Source organism: Microbulbifer maximicatervae (SeqCode) (assembly GCF_052467955.1).
This window is the reverse complement of sequence record NZ_CP174329.1, coordinates 3,083,164-3,106,803: the sequence shown is the minus strand read 5'-3', so window position 1 is coordinate 3,106,803 and position 23,640 is coordinate 3,083,164. Positions and strand designations below refer to the sequence as shown.

Sequence of the window (23,640 nt, the reverse complement as noted above, 5' to 3'; positions counted from 1 at the left end):
CCTGCGGAACTAGTGTGCAATTTAAGGGACGAAATGAGGGTTTGCGGCGTTTAACTTGAAAGAGCGTTGCCTTTCCCGGGCTGAGGCAAGAAAATAGGCGTCAAAAACCAATAACCTCAGAAAGTTGAACTTGTATGTGGGTATGTTCATGTCCCCTCTAGCGCGAGCCGTTGGCTCAATTGGCAATAAGTTTGCCCAGGGCGAGTCGAGCAAAGGTCTCTCCCGTGGCACTATGGCGGCGTCAGCTATTGGCCTGTTGTGGTTGTCTGGCAATTTGTTTGCCTATGGCTCCCTATTGGTCCCAAGCGATCCTCAGGAATCCCTGCTCGCGGAGCGTAAAAGCCCGAGAGGTGCTCCTCCCCCCAGCGCTGCCAGTCTTCCCAGCACGCCGTTCTTTGGACGTGCTGAACCTAAAAAGGCTACAGAAGTCCCTGAAGTCGACCTCGAAAATATTCCTCTGACCCAGCTGAATATTGTTTTATCCGGTGTTTTTGACAGCTCCAATAAAACCAAAGCCAGTGCCCTGGTGTCGGAGAAAGGTAAACCCTCCAAGCGTTTGTATGTCGGTGATCGGCTTCCGGGTGGCGCCGAACTTTATTCTGTTGAGGTTGACCATGTGGTTCTTCGTCGTAATGGCAGGATGGAAAAACTGACATACCCAGAAGTGGACGGAAGGCCAAACGTACCATTGAGAGGCGTCAGCAGTTCCAGACAGAGAACGTCAAGTTCCAGCTCCTCCAGAAGAACTGCTCAAAGAGATGAGAACCAGCAGAACATTCGGGAGAGAATGGAGCAGCTGCGTGAATTGGCCCGCGAGCGTCGTGCTCAGCGTGAGCCTAAATAAAAACTATCTACCTAGATTGTTTTGATTTTTTGAACATTTACTAGAGCCAGATAAATAATGATGAAGATGTTTTATCGACGGCTGCTTGCGGTCGGATTGAGTTTTTTTGTTTGTACTGCAACGCTGGCTCAGGGCCCGGAGCGGGTTACCCTTTCTCTCGACAATGCAGACATTCGTGATCTGATCAATTGGGCTGCTGATTTCACTGGCAAAAATATTATTGTCCACCCGAATGTTAAGGGTAAGGTCACCGTAGTTGCCGGTGATCCAATGACTCACAATGAAGCCTTTGATGTATTTATGTCGGTGCTTCAAGTCAATGGCTTTAGTTTGGTGGAACAGGGCGGAACCTGGAAAGTAGTTCCCGATGCGCTGGCCAAGCAGCAGGCGATACCTGTCGCAGATGAGGCCACTCGAGCTCCCGCGGAATCCCTGGTTGTTCGCACTATAAGGGTTGAGAATATTTCCGCTTCACAGCTGATTGCTATGTTGCGCCCGCTGATTCCGCAAACTGGGCACTTGGCTGCTTATGCTGATACCAACACTCTGATAATTGCTGACCGCGCTGCGAATATTGACCAGATTATTCGCCTGGTGAAGCAACTTGACCGCGCCGGCGCTATTGATATTGAAGTGGTGCCGTTGATGTTTGCTTCTGCGAAGGAAGTAAAGCAAGTTCTTACCGATCTACTTCAATCGAGTGGAGGCAAAGCGGGTAAGGAAGTGCAACCGCTGCGTATTTCTGTTGATGAACGCTCCAATAGTATTCTCCTGACCGGAGACCCTGTTACCCGCCAGCAGATTAAGACGGTAATAGGCCGTCTCGATGCACCGCTGGATGGCGAAGGCAACACCGCAGTTGTTTATATCCAGTATGCCAATGCAGCAGATCTGAAGCCTATCCTCGAGGGTATGAGCGGTAGCATCCAGAACACAGAGAAAGACCAGCAAGCGGCGAATATTGAAGTCAGCATTCAAGTTAACGAATCGCTCAACGCACTGGTGTTAACTGCTCCTCCCGCTCTCCTTGAAACCATGAAAGGTGTTATTGCCAGGTTGGACGTGCGCAGAGCGCAGGTTTTGATTGAGGCAATTATTGTAGAGGTAGTTGAAGGTACAGGTAGCGAACTGGGTATTAGTTGGATTGCTGGTTCCGGCAGTAATGCTGTTGCCGGCTGGAATAACCAGTTAGGTACGGATTCCGATGGGGAACCCAACCCATTTTCACTTCCTGTGACTGATTTGGTGGGAGCTGGGGCATTGCACCTGGGCTACCTCAGTGGCGGTGATATCCGTGCTGCGATTAATGCCGTAGCGTCAGAGAGCAATACCAATATCCTTTCTACACCAACAATTATGGCTTTGGATAATGAAGAAGCCGAGATTTTGGTGGGCCAGAACGTACCTTTTATTACCGGTGAACAGTTGCTGTCTGGTAGTAACGATGATCCGTTTACCACAATCCAGCGTGAGGATGTGGGTACCACTCTTAAAGTGATTCCCCGTGTGAATAACAACAACTCGGTAACTCTCGAGATCGAGCAAAAGGTTGAAAACGTTTTGTCTTCTGCTACGGCTGCAGCGGAAGGTGCATCCGACATCGTTACCAGCAAGCGTGAGATCCGCACAAAAGTATTGATCGATGATGGCGCGATCCTGGTACTGGGTGGTTTGATGGAAGATCAGGTGAATGAAACCGTGTCCAAAGTGCCTCTCCTCGGTGATATTCCCGGCATTGGTCGCTTGTTCAGAAACACTGAGAAGAGTGTTAGCAAAACTAATCTGATGGTGTTCCTGCGTCCCAGAATCCTCAGTAGTCAAGTTGCTGGCTATGAGGAGACGCGCAAGCGCTACATGGATATGCAGCAGAAGCAAATATTCCTGAAAGACCGCACCAGCCTGATCTGGGATTGGCACCGCGGTGATGTACTACCTGACCTGATGCCGCCAACAGGCACCTACAACGAGAGCCCTGCGCCAGTAGATGGTTCTATAGATGGTGCTGCCATTGAATCAGTCGAAGAAGATGTGGATGTTGAGGTTGAGGTGTTGGAGGTAGAAGAAGCTAAATGACGGCTGAAACAGGAACAGGGACTCCAACAATTCGCCGCCTTCCTTACGCTTTCGCAAAGCGTCACAAGGTTCTGTTAACCGAGCAGGAAGGCAAACCCCTCTGCCAATATGTGGCGCCGCTGAGTCCATCAGCGGTTGCCGAAGTACAGCGCATCAGTGGTGCGGCTGTATCTTTGGAGGCTGTAGAGGAAGATGTTTTCCAGGGTGCTTTGCAGCGCCTGTATGAAAACAGGGAGGGTGGCAACCTCTCCGAAGTCGAAGGCCTGGGTGAAGACCTGGATCTTGCAGCGGTCGCCGATTCGCTGCCTGAGACTGAGGACTTGTTGGAACAGGAAGACGATGCACCTATCGTCAAATTGATCAACGCAATTTTTGCCGAGTCGCTGAAGCAGGGCGCCTCGGATATTCATATTGAAACTTTTGAGAAGCGCCTTGTCGTGCGCTTCCGGGTCGATGGCGTACTTCGTGAAGTACTGCAACCCCGGCGAGCTCTGGCTCCCTTGCTGGTATCCCGTATTAAAGTAATGGCAAAACTGGATATCGCCGAAAAACGCGTGCCTCAAGATGGCCGGATCTCCCTTTTGATGGCTGGCCGAGAGGTAGATGTACGTGTCTCTACCATGCCGTCATCGGCGGGTGAGCGGGTGGTAATGCGTTTGCTGGATAAGCAAGCGGGCAAAATGGACCTGAGTAAGCTGGGGATGGCAGATCGCGACTTGCGCGTGATGACAGACCTGTTGGGACATCCCCACGGCATTATCCTGGTGACCGGGCCAACGGGCTCCGGTAAAACCACCACCTTGTATGCTGGCCTCGGTAGTATCAATAACCGTGAGAAGAACATTCTGACGGTCGAGGACCCGGTGGAATACAACCTGGAAGGGGTTGGACAGACTCAGGTAAATACCAAAGCCGATATGACTTTCGCCCGGGGACTTCGCGCGATCCTGCGTCAGGATCCGGATGTAGTGATGGTCGGTGAGATTCGAGACCTGGAGACTATGCAGATTGCAATCCAGGCGAGTTTAACCGGACACTTGGTGCTCTCAACCCTGCACACCAACACGGCTTTGGGTTCGGTAACCCGTCTGGTGGATATGGGAATTGAACCTTTCCTTCTGTCGTCCAGCGTGATTGGTGTTCTTGCCCAGCGCCTGGTGCGAGTTCTGTGTCCTGAATGCAAGCAACCTCATGTGGCTGACAGCAGCGAGCGTGAGGTTTTAGGCGTCGGGCCTGATGAGGAAGCCATCATCTATCGACCTAATGGCTGTGAAGAGTGTAATCACAGTGGCTATGTCGGTCGTATCGGTATCTATGAATTGGTGCCGCTCAACGAAGTGATGCGCCAATTGATCCACGATCGTGCTTCAGAAAGCAAGTTGGTTGCTGAAGCCCGCAAGCTTGGCCCCAGCATCCGCGACGATGGAGTAGAGAAAGTACTGGCGGGTAGGACCTCCCTTGAGGAAGTACTACGAGTTACGCAGGAGTCCTGATTGTGGCAGCTTTTGAGTATACAGCGCTGGCAGCATCCGGCCGCAAGAGTCGCGGTACGCTCGAGGCGGATAGCGCGCGCGCTGCGCGGCAGCAACTGCGCGCGAAAGGCATGGTGCCCCTGGAAGTCAGTGCAGCTACCGAGAAAGAAGAGAAGGGCGGCGCCAGCTTTCTATCTGGTAGCCCTGGGCTGAGTGTTAAAAACCTGGCCCTGCTAACTCGGCAGATGTCCACCTTGCTTCGAGCGGGAATTCCCCTGGAAGAAACCCTAGGGGCCATTGCCAACCAGACACGCAACCAAAAAATCAAACGCGTGGTATTGGCTGTTCGGGGCAAAATTCTTGAAGGGCACAGTTTCGCCTTGGCCCTGAGCAGTTTTCCACGGGCATTCCCCAAACTCTATCGCGCTACGGTTGAAGCAGGGGAGCACTCTGGTCATTTGGATGCGGTGCTGGATCGCCTTGGTGACTATACGGAAGGGCAGCAGCAATTTCGGCAGAAGGTGCAGCTGGCTCTGATCTACCCAGTTGTTTTGGTATTTATCTGTGTATTGGTTGTAACCGGTTTGATGGTGTACGTGGTACCTGATGTTATCGAGGTATTTACCGGCACCGGGCAGGTTTTGCCGCTGGCTACCCGCATCCTGGTCTCCATGAGCGATTTTATTTCTGCCTGGGGCTGGTTGGTGCCGCCGGCACTTGGGGCGCTCATTTTTGGCGCTGTGATGATGCTGCGGCGCCCGGCAATTCGGTATCGTTTCCACCACCGTTTGCTGGAGCTGCCAATTATTGGCTGGATGATGCGAGGGACACAGAGTGCTCGCTATGTAGGGACCCTGGCGATTCTTACGGGCAGCAGTGTGCCGCTGGTTCAAGCCATGGGTATCGCCGGTGGAGTAATGACCAATACCTTCCTTAAAGACCGACTCGATGCGGCTCAAAAGAGCGTGCGCGAGGGCGGGAGCCTTCGTAAAGCCCTGGAAGATGTAGGCTATTTCCCACCGATGATGATCTATATGATCGCAAGTGGTGAATCTTCGGGCACTCTCGATGAAATGCTTCAGCGTGCGGCGGATTCGCAAGAACAGGATTTGCAGGGTGCGGTAACTGCCTTTGTGAGCATCTTTGAACCTCTGATGCTGCTGATAATGGCTGCCATCGTGTTGTTCATCGTTATGGCTATTATGATGCCGATTCTGAGCATGAACGAATTGGTTGTTTAATGCTCAAATTAGATGTAGGTCAAAGAGAAATTGCGTAGCTGCTTCAGGAGGTTGGTATGAAATCCTTGCGCAACAGCGCCGGCTTTACACTGCTAGAGGCGTCGAAGATTCTTGTTGGGCTGGGAGCGGCAGTTTTGCTGGGCATGTTGCTGCTTTAGGCTGGGGAATCGTGTAATTTACTGATTTGGTGACTTTTAAATAATTGGGGTCACGAAGGGTATCGTGACCCTTGGGGTTCCCAGAGTTAGAGTGAACTAGGAGAGAAAAATGAAAACCCTACGTAAAAGTGGTGGCTTTACCCTGATTGAAATTATGGTGGTGATCGTAATTCTCGGGGTGCTTGGTGCACTGGTTGTACCTAATGTTCTTGGCAAGACCGGCGAAGCTCGAATGAAAGCGGCCAGGGTTGACCTGAAAGCTATCGAGACTGCACTAGACCTTTACCGTATGGATAACTTTGTCTACCCCAGCTCTGATCAGGGTTTGATGGCACTGGTATCCCGTCCGTCCGGCTTCCCCGAAGCGAAGAACTGGACTGAGCCCTACCTGAAGAAAGCGCCGAAAGATCCCTGGGGCTATGAATATCAGTACATCAGCCCAGGCAGTGCCGGTGCCTACGACCTGTTCACGCTCGGTGCCGATGGCAAAGCGGGCGGTGAGGGCGAAGCTGCTGATATCTACGTTACTGACCTGTAACACCTGAAATTTGCACTTGATGTATAGCATCGGTCGAAGCCGTGGTTTTACGCTGATCGAACTATTGGTAGTGATTGTCATCATCGCCTCTCTGGCGGGCATGGCGACTCTATCGATGGGGAATTCCGGCGCGCGCATGTGGCAAAAAGAAGCCCAGCGCTTGTCGGCCCTATTGCAGTTGGTTGCGGATCGAGCCCTGATTGACAAAATGCATTACGGCGTTGTTTTTGAGCAGGGCACTTATAGCGTGGTGCATTTTGAGCAAGAAACAATGACCTGGTTGCCGATAGATTCGGTTGCGTCGGGGCGGCGTGCTGCGCGTTTTGCCACCCATGAATTACCGGAAATTGTTCGCCTTGAAGTGATAACTGAGGCGGAGCTGCCGTCGACAGAATCCACGGAATTTGCAGAAGAGACCAATGAAGATCGAGTCGTTCCGCAATTTGTTGCTCTCTCCAGTGGAGAGGTACTTCCCGTAGAAGTTGCCATGTACCTTGTTGAGAATGGCGACGACGTTCGAGGTGCGACTATTTCTTACACCAGCCTGAACGGATTGCAGCTAGAGTGGCAGGCCGATGAATTTTAAGAGAGCCCAGCGCGGTTTTACATTGGTAGAAGTCTTGATAGCCCTGGTTATTTTTGGGGTTATTGCCGCCAGTGTTCTGAAGGCAATGCAGCGCAGTGTTGGCCAGCAGCGGGTGATGGAGGATCGTCTCTCGGCAAACTGGGTTGCCCAACAAGTGCTCTCCCAAGTCCGCGTGCAAACTCCTTGGCCTCCTTTAGGGGAACAAACAGATCAGGTGGTCTTGGGGCAAAGGGAGTGGGAGGTTAGTGCCCGAGTGGAGGCCACCAGTAATGAGCGCTTGCGCCATATCATTATTGAAGTAGGCCACCTGGATGCTGAGTACCCAACTCTGACCCTGGATGCTTGGGCTGCTGAGGAGTAACTGATATGTCTTTGCGCCTTTCCAGCCAGTCGGGCTTTACCCTCATTGAAGTCCTCATAGTTTTAGTTCTTGTCGCCATTATCAGTGTCGGTTCCTTTTCGCTGTTGGGACTCTTTTTTGACACGGAAGAGATGGTGGACCAGAGGGCCGAGCAGCTACGTCGCTTTTCTATGGCGATGTACCGTATAGACAATGATTTTCGCCAGGTAACTGCCCGCGCTGTTAAGAATGCCTACAGCGGTTATGAGCATGCGTTACGTGGTGATGAAGATGAGTTGGAATTTACGCGCCTTGGTGCGGCAAATCTCACCGGGGAACCTCGGGGCGAGCTATTGCGTTTGAGTTATAGCATCGGATACGCCGAGGATCTTGAGATCGACTCCCTGACCACCGGCACTGGCCGGGAGGGCGAGGACGATATAGGTGGATTATTACTGCGCAGTCGCTGGCAGGTCTTGGATCGGTCTCCCGATTCTGTGCCCATCGCCGAGCCTCTGCTAATGGGAGTCGAAAGTTTAAGCCTTCAATACCTGGACCCAGACACTGATGCCTGGGTTGCCCAGTGGCCACCGATCAGCTCGGACGGTTCCCAAACAGAAGCGGATATACGGCTTCCGCAAGCTATTGAGTTTGTCATCGTTACCCGACAGTACGGGGAGGTCCGTCGCGTCTTCCAGATACTGGCAGCGGAAGACAGTTCCTCTGCTGACGACGATGATGATGACGAGCGTTAGGCGATGAAAGGTAGAAAAATGCCGAGGTCGCTGGCTCGTCAAAAAGGGGTGGCTCTGATTGTTGTACTGCTGGTGATGGTGATTGCCATCGCGGCGGTATCCCACGCTATCTTGCGCGATCAGATTGCGATTTCCCGCAGCGGTGCACTGTTGGCCAACACACAGTTGGCAGAGTTTGTTGAAGCGGCTGAGGCCTGGACACGGGTAGCGCTGTTGGAGGATTTCGAAGAAGACCAGGAAGAGGAGGAAACCGCAGACCATGCCTTGGAGGCCTGGGCATTCCCCGTTCTGCAGTTCAATCCTGATAATGGCAAAATTCGCATGAATATCAAAGACTTACACTCATGTTTTAACGTGAATAATTTGTCTGATAGCAGCGATAGTGATCAATTCGAGATCTTCCAGCGCCTGGTGAATAATGTTACCGGCAAGTCTGACCTGGCCAAGTCAATTGCAGATTGGGTGGACGATGGCGATACCCCGCGAACCTCGGGGACAGAGGATGACGGCTACCTGGGAAGGGAACTTGCCCACAGAACACCGGACATGATGATCACTGATATTACTGAGTTGTCATCGGTAGTAGATATGGAATTAGAGGACTGGGAGAAACTTGTGCCTTTCCTTTGTGCCCTCCCGGAGACAGGAACCCTGGTGAATATCAACACGGCTTCCGAGGAGTTAATCGAGGCGATTGAGCCTTCCGCAAGTGTTTCCAAGTTGGTGCAACTTCGCGAGTCGGGCGGTTATATCAGTGACTCGAGTGAATATGCAGATTATGAAATCGCTAACTCGGGGCCTTTTACTTTTCAAAGCCAGCACTTTCTGGCGCGAATTGCTGTCCAACTCGGAAGCGATGGCGAATACAGGCAGTATTGGGAGTCCGCCCTGGTTCGGAATAGTACAGATGGCAAGGTTCGGGTGCGCCAGCGCCAGCGCCGGGCCTTTTCTGGTCAAATGATGCAGGAGTTGCTCGAGTACGAAAGCACTGAAGAGAGCGAATAGTTAGAAATTGTATGTTTAAAAAGAAAAGCATTAACGAGATTGAAGCCCCTACAGCGCCTCCTCAGTCGTCCCTGGTTCTGCTGCGGCTGAGCGAAACTGCTGACCTGACTCTGCGCCTGCATCAGTGGCAAGAGGGTAATTGGCAACAAGTAGCCTTGGATTCAGAATTTGCTCAGGCATTTAATCCCGAATTTGAAGCCGTCGAAGAGCAGCCTGAATTCCCTCAGCTCAACCTCCCTGAGGGAGCCAAAGCGCTACTGATGGTGCCTGGTAACTGGGTATGGAGCGGTCTCGAAACTATACCTAAGGCAGCTCGTCGCCAGGCAAGTGCCATTGGTTACATGGTTGAGGAGCATTTGGCCCAGGATGTCGAGGACTTACACTTTGCCTGCAGACCCCGCACCGGTGATGTCTGCAGCGTATACGCCATTGATGTTGAAAAAATAGAAGCGCTTCACTCCCAGTTGGAGCGGCTCCAGTGGCCGCTGGCTGCTGTTGTGCCGGAGTATGAATTACTTAGCTTGATCGAAGGTGACATTCGCCTGTGGCTGGATGGCGGCCAAGCGCATATCTGGAAAGATGCCGGGCAGGGTCTAACTGTTAATCGCGATTTTTTACAGCCTCTTCTCGGTTCGCTATTAGTTGATGAAGGTGATGAATCCGAAGGCGAAGATGATTCTGAAAGCGGCGAGCCGATCGATAACAAACAGGTAGTACTGCTGGGGGCTGGCGAGCAGGATGGGCTGCTGATTGCTGAGTTGGAATCCCAGTTTGGCGATGGCTTACAGCTGAACCAGCGCTCAGCGGAAGAAGTCTTTATTGAACGGTTCAAACTGGGGCTGCTAACAAACTTGCTAACTGGAGATTATCAGTTATCGAGTAATAAGAGCGCTGCGGCTTGGTGGATACGCCCGGCTAAAGTTGCTGCCGCTTGTTTTGTTATCCAGCTACTGTTTTTCGTTGGTGCCGGTGCTTTTTATCAGTGGAAGGGCAACCAGTCTGAAGAGCAGGCCCGGGCGATGTTTACGGAATTATTCCCGAATACTCGACCGTCTGCCCAGATGCGCCGACAGCTTGAAGGTTTCCTGAAAGGCGCGGGTAATCAGGGTGGTGCTTTCTCTACCCAGATGCAGCAGTTGAGTAAAGTCTGGATTGCTCACAAAGGGGGCGCATTAAAATTGCAATCCCTTCGTTTTGATGGCCAGCGTGGAGAAATGGTGTTGCAGCTTCAGGCAGAAAACCTGTCTGATCTCGATGCATTTGTCAGCAAGCTATCTGGCGGCGGGATCAAGGCGGACCTGTTAGGTGCGAACGAGTTGAAAAAAGGCGTTTCAGGCCGTATTCGCTTACGTTAGAGCCAGCGCTTTATATAAAGCAGCCAAGCGTAAGAAGAGATTGGTGGTAGCAATATAATGAAAGAACAGATCGAACAGTGGCGCCAGAAATGGCAGGCACTTCCGCCCAATGACCAGAGAGCCTTGGGTTTGCTGAGTATATTCGGAGCCGTAATTTTTATTGTTTATGGCCTGTACTCCCCGGCAAAGGGCTTCTTTGATGAGTCCCGTTTGCGAGCGGAAGAAAATCGTGAGCTGGTTAACTGGATGGAGGGCCAGCGCCCGACGCTGGAGCGAATAAAGCCCGCAGGCGGTGGTGCTGGTAGTGCTTCAGGTACTCTTTTGCAGCGCGTTACTGGTGCGGCCAAACAAAACCAGATTGTGATTAAGCGCTTTGAGCCTGAGGGTGAAAATCGTATCCGATTGTGGATTGAAGAAGTCCGTTATCAGGATTTGCAGCCCTGGTTGAATCGCCTAATGCAGGAGAAAATGGCTGTTCGCACGATTAATCTGGATGCCCTCGCCGATGAAGGTATGGTCTCCGCTCGATTGACGATCGAAGGCTAGTAACCTTCCTACTGATAGGCTCGAATATAGAATTCGGGCCTGCCTCTCCCTTTCACCTCTTAACCGCACTCCGTCATCGACGCTCCCAATCGTGTGTACCCTCACAGAAGGAGGGCGGTTTTAGGCGGAAATGTCATCTTTAGCCCTATACTGGTTTAGTAATGAGGAAAAAGGTGCCACTATGCTTTTTAAAGACATATCCACCAAGCATTTGGTAGAAGTGGCTGATATTGTCACACTTTCGAATCCCTACGAGCTGACTGTGGTGGGCCGTTATTTGTGGGGTGAAGAGATTCAAGACCCAGAAGTCTTCGATAAAACTGACTTATGCTTCCTCTCTGGTGAGCCACTTCCTAGATGCTGGCATGATAGCCGCTACCGGGATAAAGAGGTTCGCAGGCTTCGTTGCGGCACTCACGCTTCAGAGGATGGCGACTACTATCAGGGTGCTTGAATTTATAGTTTTACCAAATGGTACGGTGGTCGACTAGATTTTGCCAATGACTTACCAGTTGCCCTCAAGCACTGTACAATGCGCGCCAATTTTTTAAGCGAATGCACGCATGACATTTGAGCAGTTTGAAGAGTATTCCCTGTGGTTGGGAATCGGTGCACTAATTCTATTTATGGTGTTTATTGTTTGGAACCTGGCAAAAGACTCCAAGGCTGGTAGATTTGGGACATTTATTCTGTTCCTCGCTCTGGGGCTTGGATTGCTGGGGTTTCTAATAAAGACCGTTTTGGTTGAAGTACTCGGGATAGGCTAGGGAGCTTCAATGGCACCGGATACCCAGTCTCTCAGGGAAGGTCGCAATGTCTATATTTGATCGCCCTGAACTTAAGGTTCAAAAAGACAGACGTATTTGCCGCGCAACTGATATGCGTATCGCTAAATATACCCGGCGCGGCATGGTGCTCTCCCTTTTTGCTTTTCTAATCGCAGCCTCTATTGGCGACATGCGCCTAGAAGCTCCGCGCCTGTTATTAACAATGGGGATCGGCCTGGTAGTACTAACCCTGATCAGGGGCTACTACGTTTTTCGCTTCGACCACCTGTATGGCTCGGGGCCAAATCGTTGGCGCAATCGTTACTTTCTGTTCTCGATTATCGGCTCAGCCTGGTGGGGCATCACCTTATTTTACTTTGTCTATTTAATGGGGTTTGCCCCTGAGACCCACTTCCTGTGGATCTATTCGGTAATCTTTTGCTCCAGTGTCACTACCGTATTTTCCCCCTACCATCGTTTCCTGACTTGGTTCACCGCAACCTCATTACTGCCAGCAGCGCTAATGGCACTGTTCTCGGGCATGATCCTGGGGACCATCTACGGAACTCTCACCCTCGCTTTTATTTGGCTGACTGCCCACCAGGGCCGTCGTGAATCGGAGAACTATTGGGAGCGTTTGTCTGCGATGCAGGAGCTGCAACAGAGAGCGAGTAGCCTGGCTGCAGCCCGCAAACACTCTGAAGCTGCAGTTGAACTGACCAATGAGTTTATTGCCAATATCGGCCAGGAATTCCGCAGTCAGCTGTCTGACTCCCTCGGTGCTCTGGCACTACTGGAAGCTGAGCCATTAAACGAGCGACAGCGCGAATGGGTGGAGTTGGCCAAGGCCGCCAGTAGTCAGCAGCTAAAACTGGTTGATAATGTAGGGTTGTTTACCCGTGTGGCTAGGAAGGATATCCGATTGCGCCAGGGGCCCTTTAACCTGGTCAAGACAGTAGAAAAGTCATTCAAGTTTGCAGCGAGGGCGGCCCATAGTCAGGAATTGGAGTTCAACTTCCAGATTGATGACAACCTCCCTGTGATGGTGACAGGGGATAATCGCAAAACGGCCCAGCTGATTCGCAATCTGGTGGACTCCGCTACAGGCATTGCCCAGAGAGGCGAACTGTGGGGTGAGGTATCTTATAACCCGATTACCACAGTAGAGGGGCAACTCTCGATCACCTTAATGGATGATGGGCGTGGAGAAATTTTACCGGATGAGAGCGAGCTTTTCGGTGCCTTCTCCCGTATGGATACCACCCAGGTTACAACTGGCCTTGGGCTGTCGATAGCTAAAGGTTTAGCTGAAGCGATGGGCGGTTATCTACAGCTGCATTCAACGCCGGATGGCAACCGCTATCAGGTGGTGATCAAGTATTCTACAGAGCCAAATCAGCGAACCTATCTCACACCGGATAGGAAATTACAGGATATTGAAGTCCTGTTAATTCACCAGAAGGGCCTGTTTATTTCAGGTCTGGTGCAAGTGCTGCGTTCTTTTGGGATGGATGTAAAGTCGATCCGCTGGTGTGAAGGTTGTGAGTGCGAAGTCCAGCAGCTGCTTCGCCAAGCGGTAGAACGCAACCAATTGGTAATGATGGCACCGGCAATGGGGGATTCGACTCTTTTCGACTCCATTACGCCTTTCTTTGAAGAGTCCCAAGAAGCTGGTGAAAAGGAGAGTCGCCTGGTATGCCTGGGCGGCTTTGGCCAGAAAAGTGAGTTTGCTCACCTGCAGCAACTCTTACCATCGTCACAGTATCTGAGTCGACCGGTGACCCGTAAAGAACTGCACGATGCGTTAGTGGGATTACTGTTTGGCGGTGCGAAAAGAAGTTGTCGAAGAGTGGTTACCGGTGGGGCGGATCAGCCGCGTCACTACTCTTTGTTGTTGGTGGAGGAGTCTAGGCCTCATCAATGGGTGACTGAGGAAATGCTTCAGGCCCTGGGTTACCAGGTAGATATAGCGGTAGATGCGGATGATGCTTTAGTTCGCTTGTCTGAAGGTCATTATGATTTGGTGTTAGTGGACTGCCAGCAAAATACGGATCATAGTGCGCAGATTATCGAGATACTGCGTCGCTGGGAGTCTGAGCACCGCCCGGATGATCGCCTGCCTATTGTTGCTGTAACCAGTACTACTGAAGAGCAATTTGAGGGCCGTTGCCTGGCAGCAGGTATGGATGATTTTCTGACTAAGCCTCTGAGCAAGGATCTTCTTCGGGAAACCTTGGCGCGTTGGCTGGGTAGTGCTTAGCTTACAGAGCTTGCTTTGATATTCAGTATAAAAACCGCACTTCAGTGCGGTTTTTTTATTTCCCATTTACTCAAGGTGGGCGTCTTGTGGCTTTGGAAGTTGGGAAAAGTGCTATTCCAAAGACTCATTATCAGTCGCTATTCAAATGATCGGCACCGAGAAACGGTTTTGGTTAGGGGAAATAGGAATGGCCGCAGCAAATGCTGCGGCCATTCGATAAAGTGTGGGTTAGAACTCGTAGCGAATTCCCATACGAGCACTCCATAGAGAGGCATCGGTCACCCGGGTTTGCCCCGCTGGATCCAGGAATTCCTCAAATACGTAGCGCCCTTGGTCATCGATGCTGGCCGTAACCGCTGACTGGTAACGAGGGAATCCGCCCTCATACATAACGCCCCATTCGTCATTTAGCAGGTTGCCCAGGTTTTCAATAACAAAGTACGCGTTAACCCGGTCTTCCGCGCGCCACCCCGGTAGTTGTTGGTCGATACGCAAATCGAACTTGGTCCACCAATCACTGTTAAGTGAATTGCGTTCCATAGTCCCGCTATCCAGGTCTTCAGAGTCAACCCAGGAGAAGAAGGCCTCAGTATCGAAGTCATCTGCAAATACAACATTGGCATCATCGGCGCCCGTGGGTACGTAGAGTAGGCCTCGACCCCAGCCCGCATCACCAAAGATCTGATCACCAAACGTGTAGCTGTAAGGAATGCCTTCATTGGCAGAACCAAACAAGGTGAATCGTGTTTCGTAGCCTGAGAAAAACTCTTGGGTGTAATCCAACTTCAAAGTGAAGCGATGGGGAACTACATAGTTTGATGTTGCAGTGCCTGGATTCTGTGCATCAGCGGTAGCGATTTTGGTGTAATTGGAGTAAGCCACCGAGCTGGTCATGGGGTTAACATCTTCAGCTTCGGTGAAGGCATAGCCAAGGGCAATACTCAGGCCAAAATCAAAAGACTTGCTGAGGCCGAGAGAAAGTACGCTGGAATAACCGGAGTCGCCATCCACATTGGTCAGCATGAAGTCTTCGCTGCGACCATTGGCACTGTCGTAAATCGGGCGCCCATCAGCAGTCGAGTCAACTTGCTCAAGAGAGATATCTTGAATAATTGCGGCATCTTGATAATCGCTGTACAAATAGTCTACAGATGCTAAATAACCGGATTCAAATTCGTAGCTACCGCCGATTGCATACTTCCAGATGGATGGCAGTTCAAAATCCGGATCCATCAGGTTGACCCCACCTACAGAACCATCACTATTTGCGACCATATCATAGAGGTCTTGTGGGATTTCATAGATCGGATCGCCGTTATTGGTCCAGTCCATATCAAATAGGGGGGTGCCGCTTCTATCTTGGGCTTCGATTTGCAGAACACCATTATTTGAGTAGTTATTGGAAATCCATACATTGGGATTCCCACCGGAGTAAAGGCCGATACCACCGTGTAACTCCAGGTTATCGTCAAGGTTCCAGCTCAGGCCCAGGCGAGGCTGTAGCAGGTCCAGACCATCCATATTGTGCTGGTTGGAAAAGCCATAAGTAGAGGTTATGTCTGCGTTAGCTACTGGCTTGTCATCACTGCTATAGTGGTCGTAGCGCAGTCCCGCAACCACTGTCAGGTCCAGATTTGCGAAGGTATATTCGTCCTGGGCGTATAGTGTATCGATGCTGTAGCTGAACTCAGCGGCGGCGTCTAAAATATTGTTGGTGCCAGCTGCATTCTCATAGGTTACCCGGTTGGCAATCCCGGCTTCAAAATCTTCGATGCTATCGAAACGGTATTCTCCTGCAGCCTCCTGTATAAACAGGTTGTAGACCTCGAAGTTTTCATGTTCATAGCCGGCGGTTATGTTGTGTTCACCCAGCAGCAGTTTACCGGCGAGCTTAAATGTCAGGTTTTCATAGCTCAGCTTGTTGGCATGGCGAGAATCATCAGCACCTAGATAGACTGTCGCACGGGAGTCATTGCCGTCGTTGTCATGATCGTTGTAAGTGGTGATTTGAACTTCACCAAAATCAGTTCCGCCCAGGGAGTTTTGGCGGTTGTCCAAATCGGAGTAGCCAATTTTCATCTCTGTAGAAAATATGTCACTCCAATCAGAGAAAAGCTGTGCAACATAGGAGTTTAATTCGGCTCCGCGCTTGTAGTAGTGGTTGGACAATTCCAGCTCATCGGGGTCACTGTCGGCCTCGGCTATAGAGAAACCGTCGTTGTAGTTGTAAGTAAACGCAGCGCGGTGGTCGTCAGAGATATTCCAATCAAGTTTCACCAATAGCTTTTCGTCTTCTTCTGGAATACTGGTGGGTAGGCTTCCTGGATTGTAGCCATAGACCTCGTTTGAAATACGAACAATCTCATCGAGCTGCTCCTGGGAAACCCCCTGGACTTCGGTGGCAGAACTACTCCCTGCCGGCCCCCGGTCAAAAGTGGCAACGCCTTCCAGCTTCTCATAGGCTGCAAAGAAAAAGAGTTTATCTTCGATAATGGCTCCACCGAGAGTTGCGTTGTAGCGCTTCTCATCAAAGCTGGCCACATCGATATCGTCACCTTCCAGGGAGTCACCACGGAAACCATCATCGGTGTAGTCGTAGAAAAATGAACCATGCCACTCATTGGTGCCGGACTTGGTCACTGCGTTGATATTACAAGCGCTGAAACCGCCGTACTGAACATCGAACGGCGCCAGTTCGACGGCGACATGATCGATAGCATCATACGAGAACGGCATACGTTCAGTGGGGTAGCCATTGCTATTCAGGCCGAAGTTGTCATTCATGCGTACGCCATCAACCGTAAGGCTATTGAAGCGAGGGTTGGCGCCGGCACACTGGATAGCATCAACATTGGCTTCATCCACATAAACTCGCGGATCGAGACGTAGCACATCCTTGATATCGCGATTAATGGAAGGGGCGCTGGCAAGGTCGTCACTGTTAAAGTGCGAAGATGGACCTACAGCTAAGCGGGAGGTGCTGAGCGCTTGTCCTAATACGGTTACTTCTTCCAGATTGCTAGTGCCGAGGGTTAGGCTCAGAGGGAGGATATCACCAACGGAGAGGTAGATATCTTCAATAACTCTCTGGCCTTCCTCGGAATCGATGGTGACGGTGTAGGGGCCACCCACTCGCAGGCCACTCAGGTTAAATTGCCCCGCGTCGCTGACTTCTACTTCACGGCGGCTATTGGAGGGGGTGTGAACCACTGTTACAGTCGCATTGGTAATTGCTTGACCGTTGCTTCCGGAAATAGAGCCGCGAATGCCGGCTGCAGTTTCCTGTGCCTGAGATACCTGCGCCATACTGGCAACAGAAATAATCGCCGCAGATAGTAATACGCGCGGGAACAGAGAAGGTTTCATAGGGTTTTCCTGGTCTAAAGAATTGCCAACTCAAGTGGCCCAAGTAATTATCGAGTTTTGCTCTTGCAACTTAGGTTCCAAGTTCCAGTGGAGACTGTTATGTGATTTTTATTGGGTACTGTCTAAGAGCTGAAGCGATTATGTAGTGCACATATAAATAAATTATTACAGCCGTGAACTTGTCACATACTGGCGTTAAAGTACGCAGCAAATTCACTCTGGCGGACATGCCCAATGAGCATACGATTGATAATTGCCCGTATAGCAGTTGCATTATTTGGACTCACAGCTATGACACAAGCACACGCTTGGGGAGATGATGGTCACAGGGTCGTTGGAGAAATTGCATGGCATTACCTGGACCCGGAGGTAGCCGCCGAAATAGAGTTGCTCCTTGATGAAGTCGGTGAGCCGCACCTAGCTGAATCCACAACTTGGGCTGATCGAATTAGGTCTGATGAGACTTATAACTGGGCTGCGCCGCTTCACTATATAAACTTGTCTCGAGACTGGTCTGCTTATGTTGAGGAGCGGGATTGCCCAGCTGCAGGATGCATATTGAAGGCGATTCAAAGATATCAGGAAGTATTGGCCGATCGCTCGCGCACCAAGACGGAGCGTGCAGAAGCACTGATGTTTATCGCCCACTTTGTTGGCGACCTTCATCAGCCATTACATACCGGATTATTTTCAGATAAAGGGGGTAATGATGTGGAAGTCCAATTCTATGGGGTCGAAACGAATTTACACGCGCTCTGGGACATCCATATGGTCGCCCGTTTGTTTTTAGACTGGCAAGATTATGCTCAGGAGCAAACGGATAAAATTAGTGCGGCTGAGAGGCAGATCTGGCAGTCTACCTCGGCCGAAGTTTGGGCCCGGGAGTCTCATCACTTAGCCCATGGTCTCGCCTATACCAGCGAAACACAACTTGGGGAAAAGTACTTTCTGCGCTGTCAGGGTTCCCTTGAAAAGCGTTTGCAGCAGGGGGGAGTTCGCCTGGCCTCTGTTCTAAACAGTGCACTTGGTAACCCTGCGATCGATGTGGCTAATAAGTAAATTCTTTCTTGGGGCTCGCCTCAGTCTACGCAATTGCTGTGGTGAGCCAAAAGTGAAGTTTCAAAACCAGTCGAATTTTCCTCTTTTATCTTTGTTCTCTTGATGTCTATTGGTTAATTAATTGGAATGTCATCAATTTGTCCGATAAGCAGTTGGTAATTGCCTAGAACTGTAGATATGTAAAGTTATCCATTTCGAAAGATGGCTGAAATTTGCAATCACTATCCCCATTTAAATGTTTGCTCAAGTAAGTAGGGGGGGAGTGAAATCTTTAGCTCAAGTAGCTCGTGAGTAATGCGATTGAGCAGGTTGGAGAGGGAAAGTTAAAGGCGATTGTGGATGAGAGAGAGGATCTTTAGAGTAGCTTCCCCTCAGCCTTTTGAGTCTTCCTTATACAGGTATGCCTATAAAAGGAGTCCTTTATACGGGAGTTTTTAGTATGTGAGTTCTCTTATGGTTGTTGTTTTGTAATTTCCTAATAATTTTCATGATTCAACTATACTTGGTGATAAGCAAATAATATCTAATAACTACTTTATATCCTTTCATATCTTGAGTTTTATTGTGGACCCATTGGGTTGTTTGCGATTCTCTGATAAATTTTAGAGGATGCATAACTCCTATTTTACTTTGCCTCTCAGTTATCTCTTCTCTTCAGCTTGAAATATTTCCCGTGTTGACACGGTAGTGCCAGATTTGGTATCAAATAATATCGAGTTATATAGAAAGTCTGTCAATTTTCATTAGGTCCTGAGTAATAAAAATAAAAATTCAGTGGCTTTAGCGATGAATTGAAAGAGTTCTTGAATTGTCAAAATATTAAATAACAATTTTGGCAAAAAATTTCATAGTCGTTATGGAGGATGTGGGCGATGAGCGGAAGAGGTTTTAATCCTAGGGCGTGTGGAGGATACTTTGCAGGTATTTGTTTTGTATCCAGTTTGAGGTCATACGGTTCTCTTTTTTCCAGGTTTTACGCGCAGTGGTGGAATAATGGTGGGGTGGAAAGTTCTCTGGGTAGAACATGGAATGGTCACACGGCATTAATATCAGGTCACAATGGTGTTATCGATACTATTGTAGGTTGGGACCCCAACAGTTCTTGGGATGCATTTAAAGGCTCAGTGGGCGGGCGTCACAATAGTATGAGGCCTATTGCTGGTCGTTGGCGTGATGACACAGGGATGAATGCAGACCCAACAGCTCAGTATTATGGCCTGCAAGTTAGCCAGACACAGCATGATAATTTCAGAGATTTTTTGCAGCAAGATCTTTTGGGTACCCAGGGTTTCGGGCCCCACCTCAATAATATCGGAGTCTCATACCATTATGCATTTGCCCCAGGGAAGTGGATGGAGCGTTTGAGTTCCCTGGAAGGGAATAATAATGGTCAGCTGCAAGTCATTTCCAACTGTTCAGATGCTGCCTTCCATGTGCTTGCAAGCTTTCTTTATGAGTGGCGAAAGGCAAATCTGGTAACCGAACTGGCATCTTTTATGAATAATGGGGATGAGAAAAATAAAAATATGTCCCAGGGGCGCTTGATGCAGTGGTCAAGCCAGATGGGGCCGTAGAATAAATATACTTGTCTGGTTGATGGGTGGTGTAACCGAATTAAAGTTACACCACCCAATTGTTAAGCAAGAGATTAGTCTTAATAAATTATTTTTTGCGTAAGCCAAGTAATCAATAATTTGTTAGGCTGAAAGCTGGATCTAGGGAACTTCAATCCCCTTAGAGGCGGTCCATATTCTATACCACTGTTCTCTACTCAAATTGAGTTTCAGGCTTTCTATCGCCGACTGAACGCGCTCAATTTTTCCCGACCCCATAATTGCTAGGGGCTTGGAGGGAAAGCGTCGTACCCACGCATAGATTACCTGGTCAATACTGGCTGCCCCGATTTCCTCCTTGATATCTTCCAGGGTGATTCGTAACCGTGTTGCCTGGGTGCTTGATCCACGAAAAATTTCCCCTCCAGCTAAGCAGGACCAAGCCATAGGATGAATTCTATATTGCTGCAGTTGATCCAGAGTTCCATCCTCCGCAGCGCTAAAATTGATAGGATTAATCTCGACCTGATTTGTCACCAGTGGTGAACTCAGGCGGGACTGCAACAAATCAAATTGCTGGGAGGTAAAGTTGGAAACGCCGAAATGTAATACCTTACCGGACTTCTGCAGTTCGGCGAATGTGCTGGCAATTTCATCTGCATCCATCAAAACATCAGGTCGGTGAAGAAGCAGGATGTCGATGTGCTCTACACCGAGGTGGGCTAAGGAGTTATTAACCGAGTGCTGAATATGTTCAGCGCTGGAGTCATAGTACTTAATTTTTCTGTTTGGATATTTTTCAGAAAGCAATTTGATATTGCATTTGGTGACAATCTCGATGTGGTTGCGAACAGATCTATCCAGCTTAAGGGCCTCGCCGAATAACTGTTCGCAGGAGTAATCTCCGTAAATATCAGCATGATCTACGGTGGTAACCCCTTTATCTATATGTTGCTTTAGGAATGTCAGGCGCTCCTGAGGGCTTAAATTCCAATCACTCACACGCCAGTAGCCTTGGACCAACTCTGACAGTTCTGGTCCTTTTGGAGAAGCTAGCACTCTATTAACCACTGAATACCTACCTGATCGAAAAGCATTAGGGTATTCCTGTTCCTGTTGATACTCAACGCCTAAAGTAGAAGGGTAGGCAGCCCAAAGTCGCCATCGGTGTCATAAATGTCATTGAGTCATGTTGATCGTTGAGCTAGCTGACAACTGAAACCGGAGCAACTTTAGAGTCATTTCTCAATGCCCTGATGTTCTGAGGATCACTAAAGAGGCTTGGGCTTTTACCTTCACAGGAGCACCGCATGGTTAGTACCGAGGAAAAAGTTTCCGGCTGGTTGATAATTACTTACTCAATTTTGATGTTATTGATATCCAGCGCAATATTGTTATTCCTATACGCAGTTTTTGGGAATTCAATTTTAAGTATGCCATTCAATATATTCAGTCTTATGGGGTTGATGATAATACTGTTTGCGTCTTTGAATATTTTGGGGGTCTTTGCTGGCATTGCTGTCCTTTTGGATAAAAGGTATGCCCCAGAATTAGCTTTAATATTTTCAACAGTGAGTGTACTAAATGTTCCGCTGGGCACTTTGGTCGGGGGTTTCTATTTATGGCTATATATTCGTAAATATAAATAGCTCTTTTTGATGTTTGCAAAGCCTGTCTACTGTTAACAAGAGTCATTTTATCTCTGTAATAAATGCTGATTTTAACTTCGAGATGTGCATAGGCTTTGGTTCTCTAAGTGGTACGCAAATAAATTACGATAGAAATAATTGAGAACAGGCAACTCAAGTAGTTGTTTTAGCAGTCATCATGATTAACAATAGTGCCAGCGATATGTACACGATAGCTTTGGCAATAGCCAAAAAGAAATAAACAACAATAATGTAGTAGGTGTACGCATATGGAACTGGAAGTCTTGCGCCGGAGCTTTAAGCTCTTGTCTCTTTTTTTGGTACTAAATGTCATTCAAGGATGTTCTGAGCCTCCACAGGATCGTGAAAAAAGCCGGGCAATTTTGACCCAAAGAGCGCTGTCTCTTGCGCCCACTGATCCGGAAATCGCTGAAATATATACTCGCACTTGCCGCAGCTGTCACAGCACTGGCGCCAGCGCCGCACCCCTTACCGGAGATTTGGCCAACTGGAAGCCCCGTATGGAGAAGGGGATGGATGTGTTGGTGGAAAATGCGATCAATGGGTTCCAGGGTATGCCGCCACTAGGCCTTTGTTTTGAGTGCTCCCCCGAGCAGTTTGAACAGTTGATTGTCTTTATGGCTACAGCGGAGTAAAGGATATGGGGTTCAATCGTCGCCAGTTTATTAATTCTATTGCGATCGGCTCCGCATCATTAGCGGCCGCGCCCATCTCATCAGTTGCACGCACCTTATTGCAAGCTGCAGCCCCACCGACAAAAAAAGCGGGTGTTCGATGGCGGAACTGGTCTGGTTCACAAGAGTGTCTGCCGGCCCATCGTCTGGCACCGAAAGATATTTCTGCACTGCAAACGATAATTGCGGAAGCGCAAGGTACGGTCAGGGCGGTAGGTGCGGGTCACTCCTTCACTGCACTGGTACCCACTGACGATACAATTATTTCATTGGGCCGTATTACTGGCGTCGCCGACCACGATTCCGACAAGGTCCAGGCGACAATCTACGCTGGCACCCGTGTAGCAGACATTGGCCAACCCTTAGAGGATATCGGTCAAGCGCTGATTAACCAACCGGATATCGATGAGCAGACTTTAGGTGGTTGCCTGGCAACCGCGACCCATGGAACAGGTGCAGGCTTGGGTTGTATGTCCAGCTATGCAACGGGTATGGAACTGGTGACCGCAGGAGGGGATACGCTCTGGTGTGATGGTGAGCAAAACCCCGAGGTGTTCGCGGCAGCGCAAGTATCTCTTGGCAGCCTGGGTATGGTGACCAAGGTGCGTATGCAGAACCAGCCCAGCTACCGTTTGCGTCGTGAATCTTGGGTAGCGCCCCTGGAAGAGGTGTTGGATCAGGCTCCAGCACTGGCAGAAGCCAATCGGAACTTTGAATTTTACTATATCCCGTTTTCTGGGATGTGCATGGCTGATTCCCACCAGCCGACCACAGAGGAAATCTTCTCTACGGAGCGGGAAGATACTAATGAAGCAGTAATGACCCTGAAATCTGTGCGGGACTGGCTGGGTTGGTCACCGAAGTTGCGTCAGTTTGCGTTGCAAAATGCGATGGAAGATATCGAGAGGGAAGTTGTTGTCGAGTCCTCCTGGCGGAATTACGCCAGTGAGCGAAACGTACGTTTCAATGAAATGGAGTATCACTTGCCCCGCGAGGACGGTTTGAAAGCCTTCGCGGAAATACGTCGAACGATTGAGGAAAATAACCTGGATGTTTTCTTCCCTATCGAGGTGCGTTTCGTTAAAGCTGACGATATCTGGCTGAGCCCGTTTTATAAGCAAGATTCCGTATCCATCGCCATACACCGCTACTTTGAAGAGGACCACCTACCGCTGTTCCAGGCCATTGAGCCCATTATGCGCAAATATGGGGGCCGCCCGCACTGGGGCAAGTTAAACAAGCTACAAGGCTCGGACTTTGCCGAGCTCTACCCTCAGTGGCAGGATTTTCTTGAGGTTCGCCGAGAGCTAGACCCCAGTGGTAAGTTCTTAAACCCCTATCTGAAAACGCTTTTTACCTGAGCAACGCTGCTCAGCAG

21 protein-coding genes are annotated in these 23,640 nt (G+C 49.8%); 19 read left to right on the top strand and 2 right to left on the bottom strand.

Going from position 1 to position 23,640, the window contains the following annotated elements; all coding sequences use genetic code 11:
- The first annotated feature begins 148 nt into the window (after positions 1-148).
- The 14 genes from ACJJI5_RS13335 (at position 149) to ACJJI5_RS13270 (ending at position 13,940) form a co-directional block, all read left to right on the top strand.
- The gene (locus ACJJI5_RS13335) at positions 149-844 is read left to right on the top strand and encodes a type II secretion system protein N (protein WP_413665692.1); all 696 of its coding nucleotides are present in this window, start codon (positions 149-151) and stop codon (positions 842-844) included.
- 57 nt (positions 845-901) lie between these two features.
- On the top strand, positions 902-2,917 hold the full coding sequence (gene gspD / locus ACJJI5_RS13330) for a type II secretion system secretin GspD (protein ID WP_444897203.1): 2,016 nt from the start codon (positions 902-904) through the stop codon (positions 2,915-2,917).
- Entirely contained in the window at positions 2,914-4,410 is a 1,497-nt protein-coding gene (gspE, locus tag ACJJI5_RS13325; RefSeq protein WP_444905344.1) for a type II secretion system ATPase GspE, read from the top strand. Before gspD ends, gspE begins: the two co-directional genes overlap by 4 nt.
- Before the next feature lie 2 nt (positions 4,411-4,412).
- Positions 4,413-5,630, top strand: coding sequence for a type II secretion system inner membrane protein GspF (gene gspF / locus ACJJI5_RS13320; RefSeq protein ID WP_413665695.1), 1,218 nt, complete (start codon positions 4,413-4,415; stop codon positions 5,628-5,630).
- Positions 5,631-5,897: 267 nt separating this feature from the next.
- Positions 5,898-6,326 (top strand): type II secretion system major pseudopilin GspG, encoded by a 429-nt coding sequence (gene gspG, locus ACJJI5_RS13315; protein WP_282932708.1) that lies wholly within the window; start codon positions 5,898-5,900, stop codon positions 6,324-6,326.
- 19 nt (positions 6,327-6,345) lie between these two features.
- Positions 6,346-6,912, top strand: coding sequence for a type II secretion system minor pseudopilin GspH (gene gspH, locus ACJJI5_RS13310; RefSeq protein WP_445354317.1), 567 nt, complete (start codon positions 6,346-6,348; stop codon positions 6,910-6,912).
- Positions 6,902-7,273 (top strand): type II secretion system minor pseudopilin GspI, encoded by a 372-nt coding sequence (gene gspI / locus ACJJI5_RS13305; RefSeq protein ID WP_444897205.1) that lies wholly within the window; start codon positions 6,902-6,904, stop codon positions 7,271-7,273. The genes gspH and gspI overlap by 11 nt, the downstream gene beginning before the upstream one ends.
- Positions 7,274-7,278: 5 nt before the next feature.
- Positions 7,279-8,007, top strand: coding sequence for a type II secretion system protein GspJ (locus tag ACJJI5_RS13300; protein ID WP_445354316.1), 729 nt, complete (start codon positions 7,279-7,281; stop codon positions 8,005-8,007).
- A gap of 18 nt (positions 8,008-8,025) precedes the next feature.
- On the top strand, positions 8,026-9,012 hold the full coding sequence (gene gspK, locus ACJJI5_RS13295) for a type II secretion system minor pseudopilin GspK (RefSeq protein ID WP_445354315.1): 987 nt from the start codon (positions 8,026-8,028) through the stop codon (positions 9,010-9,012).
- Between the two features lie 11 nt (positions 9,013-9,023).
- Positions 9,024-10,367, top strand: a complete 1,344-nt coding sequence (gene gspL / locus ACJJI5_RS13290) for a type II secretion system protein GspL (protein ID WP_445354314.1) — start codon at positions 9,024-9,026, stop codon at positions 10,365-10,367.
- A gap of 57 nt (positions 10,368-10,424) precedes the next feature.
- Entirely contained in the window at positions 10,425-10,913 is a 489-nt protein-coding gene (locus ACJJI5_RS13285) for a type II secretion system protein M (RefSeq protein ID WP_444897209.1), read from the top strand.
- Positions 10,914-11,094: 181 nt separating this feature from the next.
- A complete protein-coding gene (locus ACJJI5_RS13280) occupies positions 11,095-11,367 on the top strand; it encodes an acetyltransferase (protein ID WP_282932716.1) in 273 nt (90 codons plus the stop codon).
- A 109-nt stretch (positions 11,368-11,476) separates the two neighbouring features.
- Positions 11,477-11,680 (top strand): DUF2788 domain-containing protein, encoded by a 204-nt coding sequence (locus tag ACJJI5_RS13275; RefSeq protein WP_282932717.1) that lies wholly within the window; start codon positions 11,477-11,479, stop codon positions 11,678-11,680.
- A 46-nt stretch (positions 11,681-11,726) separates the two neighbouring features.
- The gene (locus ACJJI5_RS13270; protein WP_445354313.1) at positions 11,727-13,940 is read left to right on the top strand and encodes a hybrid sensor histidine kinase/response regulator; all 2,214 of its coding nucleotides are present in this window, start codon (positions 11,727-11,729) and stop codon (positions 13,938-13,940) included.
- A 228-nt stretch (positions 13,941-14,168) separates the two neighbouring features.
- Here the strand turns inward: ACJJI5_RS13270 and ACJJI5_RS13265 are convergent, their stop codons facing one another.
- Entirely contained in the window at positions 14,169-17,306 is a 3,138-nt protein-coding gene (locus ACJJI5_RS13265; RefSeq protein WP_445354312.1) for a TonB-dependent receptor, read from the bottom strand.
- A 291-nt stretch (positions 17,307-17,597) separates the two neighbouring features.
- On the opposite strand from ACJJI5_RS13265, the gene ACJJI5_RS13260 reads away from it, so the two are divergent.
- A complete protein-coding gene (locus tag ACJJI5_RS13260; protein ID WP_444897212.1) occupies positions 17,598-18,365 on the top strand; it encodes a S1/P1 nuclease in 768 nt (255 codons plus the stop codon).
- A 1,001-nt stretch (positions 18,366-19,366) separates the two neighbouring features.
- Positions 19,367-19,939, top strand: a complete 573-nt coding sequence (locus ACJJI5_RS13255; protein ID WP_444897213.1) for a hypothetical protein — start codon at positions 19,367-19,369, stop codon at positions 19,937-19,939.
- A 141-nt stretch (positions 19,940-20,080) separates the two neighbouring features.
- On the opposite strand, the gene ACJJI5_RS13250 is transcribed toward ACJJI5_RS13255, so the two are convergent.
- Positions 20,081-20,977 carry an aldo/keto reductase gene (locus tag ACJJI5_RS13250; RefSeq protein WP_445354311.1) on the bottom strand — a complete coding sequence of 299 codons (897 nt, stop codon included), beginning with the start codon at positions 20,975-20,977 and terminating at the stop codon, positions 20,081-20,083.
- A gap of 251 nt (positions 20,978-21,228) precedes the next feature.
- Here ACJJI5_RS13250 and ACJJI5_RS13245 point away from each other — a divergent pair, with 251 nt between their 5' ends.
- The 3 genes from ACJJI5_RS13245 to ACJJI5_RS13235 all read left to right on the top strand — a co-directional run bounded on the left by ACJJI5_RS13245 (position 21,229) and on the right by ACJJI5_RS13235 (position 23,623).
- Positions 21,229-21,567 carry a hypothetical protein gene (locus ACJJI5_RS13245; RefSeq protein ID WP_413665706.1) on the top strand — a complete coding sequence of 113 codons (339 nt, stop codon included), beginning with the start codon at positions 21,229-21,231 and terminating at the stop codon, positions 21,565-21,567.
- Between the two features lie 269 nt (positions 21,568-21,836).
- Positions 21,837-22,223: a c-type cytochrome gene (locus tag ACJJI5_RS13240; protein ID WP_444908386.1), complete on the top strand. Its 387-nt coding sequence runs from the start codon at positions 21,837-21,839 to the stop codon at positions 22,221-22,223.
- Between the two features lie 5 nt (positions 22,224-22,228).
- Positions 22,229-23,623 (top strand): FAD-linked oxidoreductase, L-gulonolactone oxidase family, encoded by a 1,395-nt coding sequence (locus tag ACJJI5_RS13235; protein WP_445354310.1) that lies wholly within the window; start codon positions 22,229-22,231, stop codon positions 23,621-23,623.
- The last annotated feature ends 17 nt before the right edge of the window (positions 23,624-23,640 follow it).

Excerpts from the sequence above, each read along its gene's own strand:
- ACJJI5_RS13285 (WP_444897209.1), top strand. The coding sequence starts at position 10,425 with ATGAAAGAACAGATCGAACAGTGGCGCCAGAAATGGCAGGCACTTCCG.
- ACJJI5_RS13300 (WP_445354316.1), top strand. The coding sequence starts at position 7,279 with ATGTCTTTGCGCCTTTCCAGCCAGTCGGGCTTTACCCTCATTGAAGTC.
- ACJJI5_RS13275 (WP_282932717.1), top strand. The coding sequence starts at position 11,477 with ATGACATTTGAGCAGTTTGAAGAGTATTCCCTGTGGTTGGGAATCGGT.
- gspH (WP_445354317.1), top strand. The coding sequence starts at position 6,346 with ATGTATAGCATCGGTCGAAGCCGTGGTTTTACGCTGATCGAACTATTG.
- ACJJI5_RS13280 (WP_282932716.1), top strand. The coding sequence starts at position 11,095 with ATGCTTTTTAAAGACATATCCACCAAGCATTTGGTAGAAGTGGCTGAT.
- gspL (WP_445354314.1), top strand. The coding sequence starts at position 9,024 with ATGTTTAAAAAGAAAAGCATTAACGAGATTGAAGCCCCTACAGCGCCT.
- gspI (WP_444897205.1), top strand. The coding sequence starts at position 6,902 with ATGAATTTTAAGAGAGCCCAGCGCGGTTTTACATTGGTAGAAGTCTTG.
- gspG (WP_282932708.1), top strand. The coding sequence starts at position 5,898 with ATGAAAACCCTACGTAAAAGTGGTGGCTTTACCCTGATTGAAATTATG.
- gspD (WP_444897203.1), top strand. The coding sequence starts at position 902 with ATGATGAAGATGTTTTATCGACGGCTGCTTGCGGTCGGATTGAGTTTT.
- ACJJI5_RS13235 (WP_445354310.1), top strand. The coding sequence starts at position 22,229 with ATGGGGTTCAATCGTCGCCAGTTTATTAATTCTATTGCGATCGGCTCC.
- ACJJI5_RS13260 (WP_444897212.1), top strand. The coding sequence starts at position 17,598 with ATGACACAAGCACACGCTTGGGGAGATGATGGTCACAGGGTCGTTGGA.
- ACJJI5_RS13240 (WP_444908386.1), top strand. The coding sequence starts at position 21,837 with ATGGAACTGGAAGTCTTGCGCCGGAGCTTTAAGCTCTTGTCTCTTTTT.
- gspE (WP_444905344.1), top strand. The coding sequence starts at position 2,914 with ATGACGGCTGAAACAGGAACAGGGACTCCAACAATTCGCCGCCTTCCT.
- ACJJI5_RS13335 (WP_413665692.1), top strand. The coding sequence starts at position 149 with ATGTCCCCTCTAGCGCGAGCCGTTGGCTCAATTGGCAATAAGTTTGCC.
- ACJJI5_RS13270 (WP_445354313.1), top strand. The coding sequence starts at position 11,727 with ATGTCTATATTTGATCGCCCTGAACTTAAGGTTCAAAAAGACAGACGT.
- ACJJI5_RS13265 (WP_445354312.1), bottom strand. The coding sequence starts at position 17,306 with ATGAAACCTTCTCTGTTCCCGCGCGTATTACTATCTGCGGCGATTATT.
- gspK (WP_445354315.1), top strand. The coding sequence starts at position 8,026 with ATGCCGAGGTCGCTGGCTCGTCAAAAAGGGGTGGCTCTGATTGTTGTA.
- ACJJI5_RS13245 (WP_413665706.1), top strand. The coding sequence starts at position 21,229 with ATGGTTAGTACCGAGGAAAAAGTTTCCGGCTGGTTGATAATTACTTAC.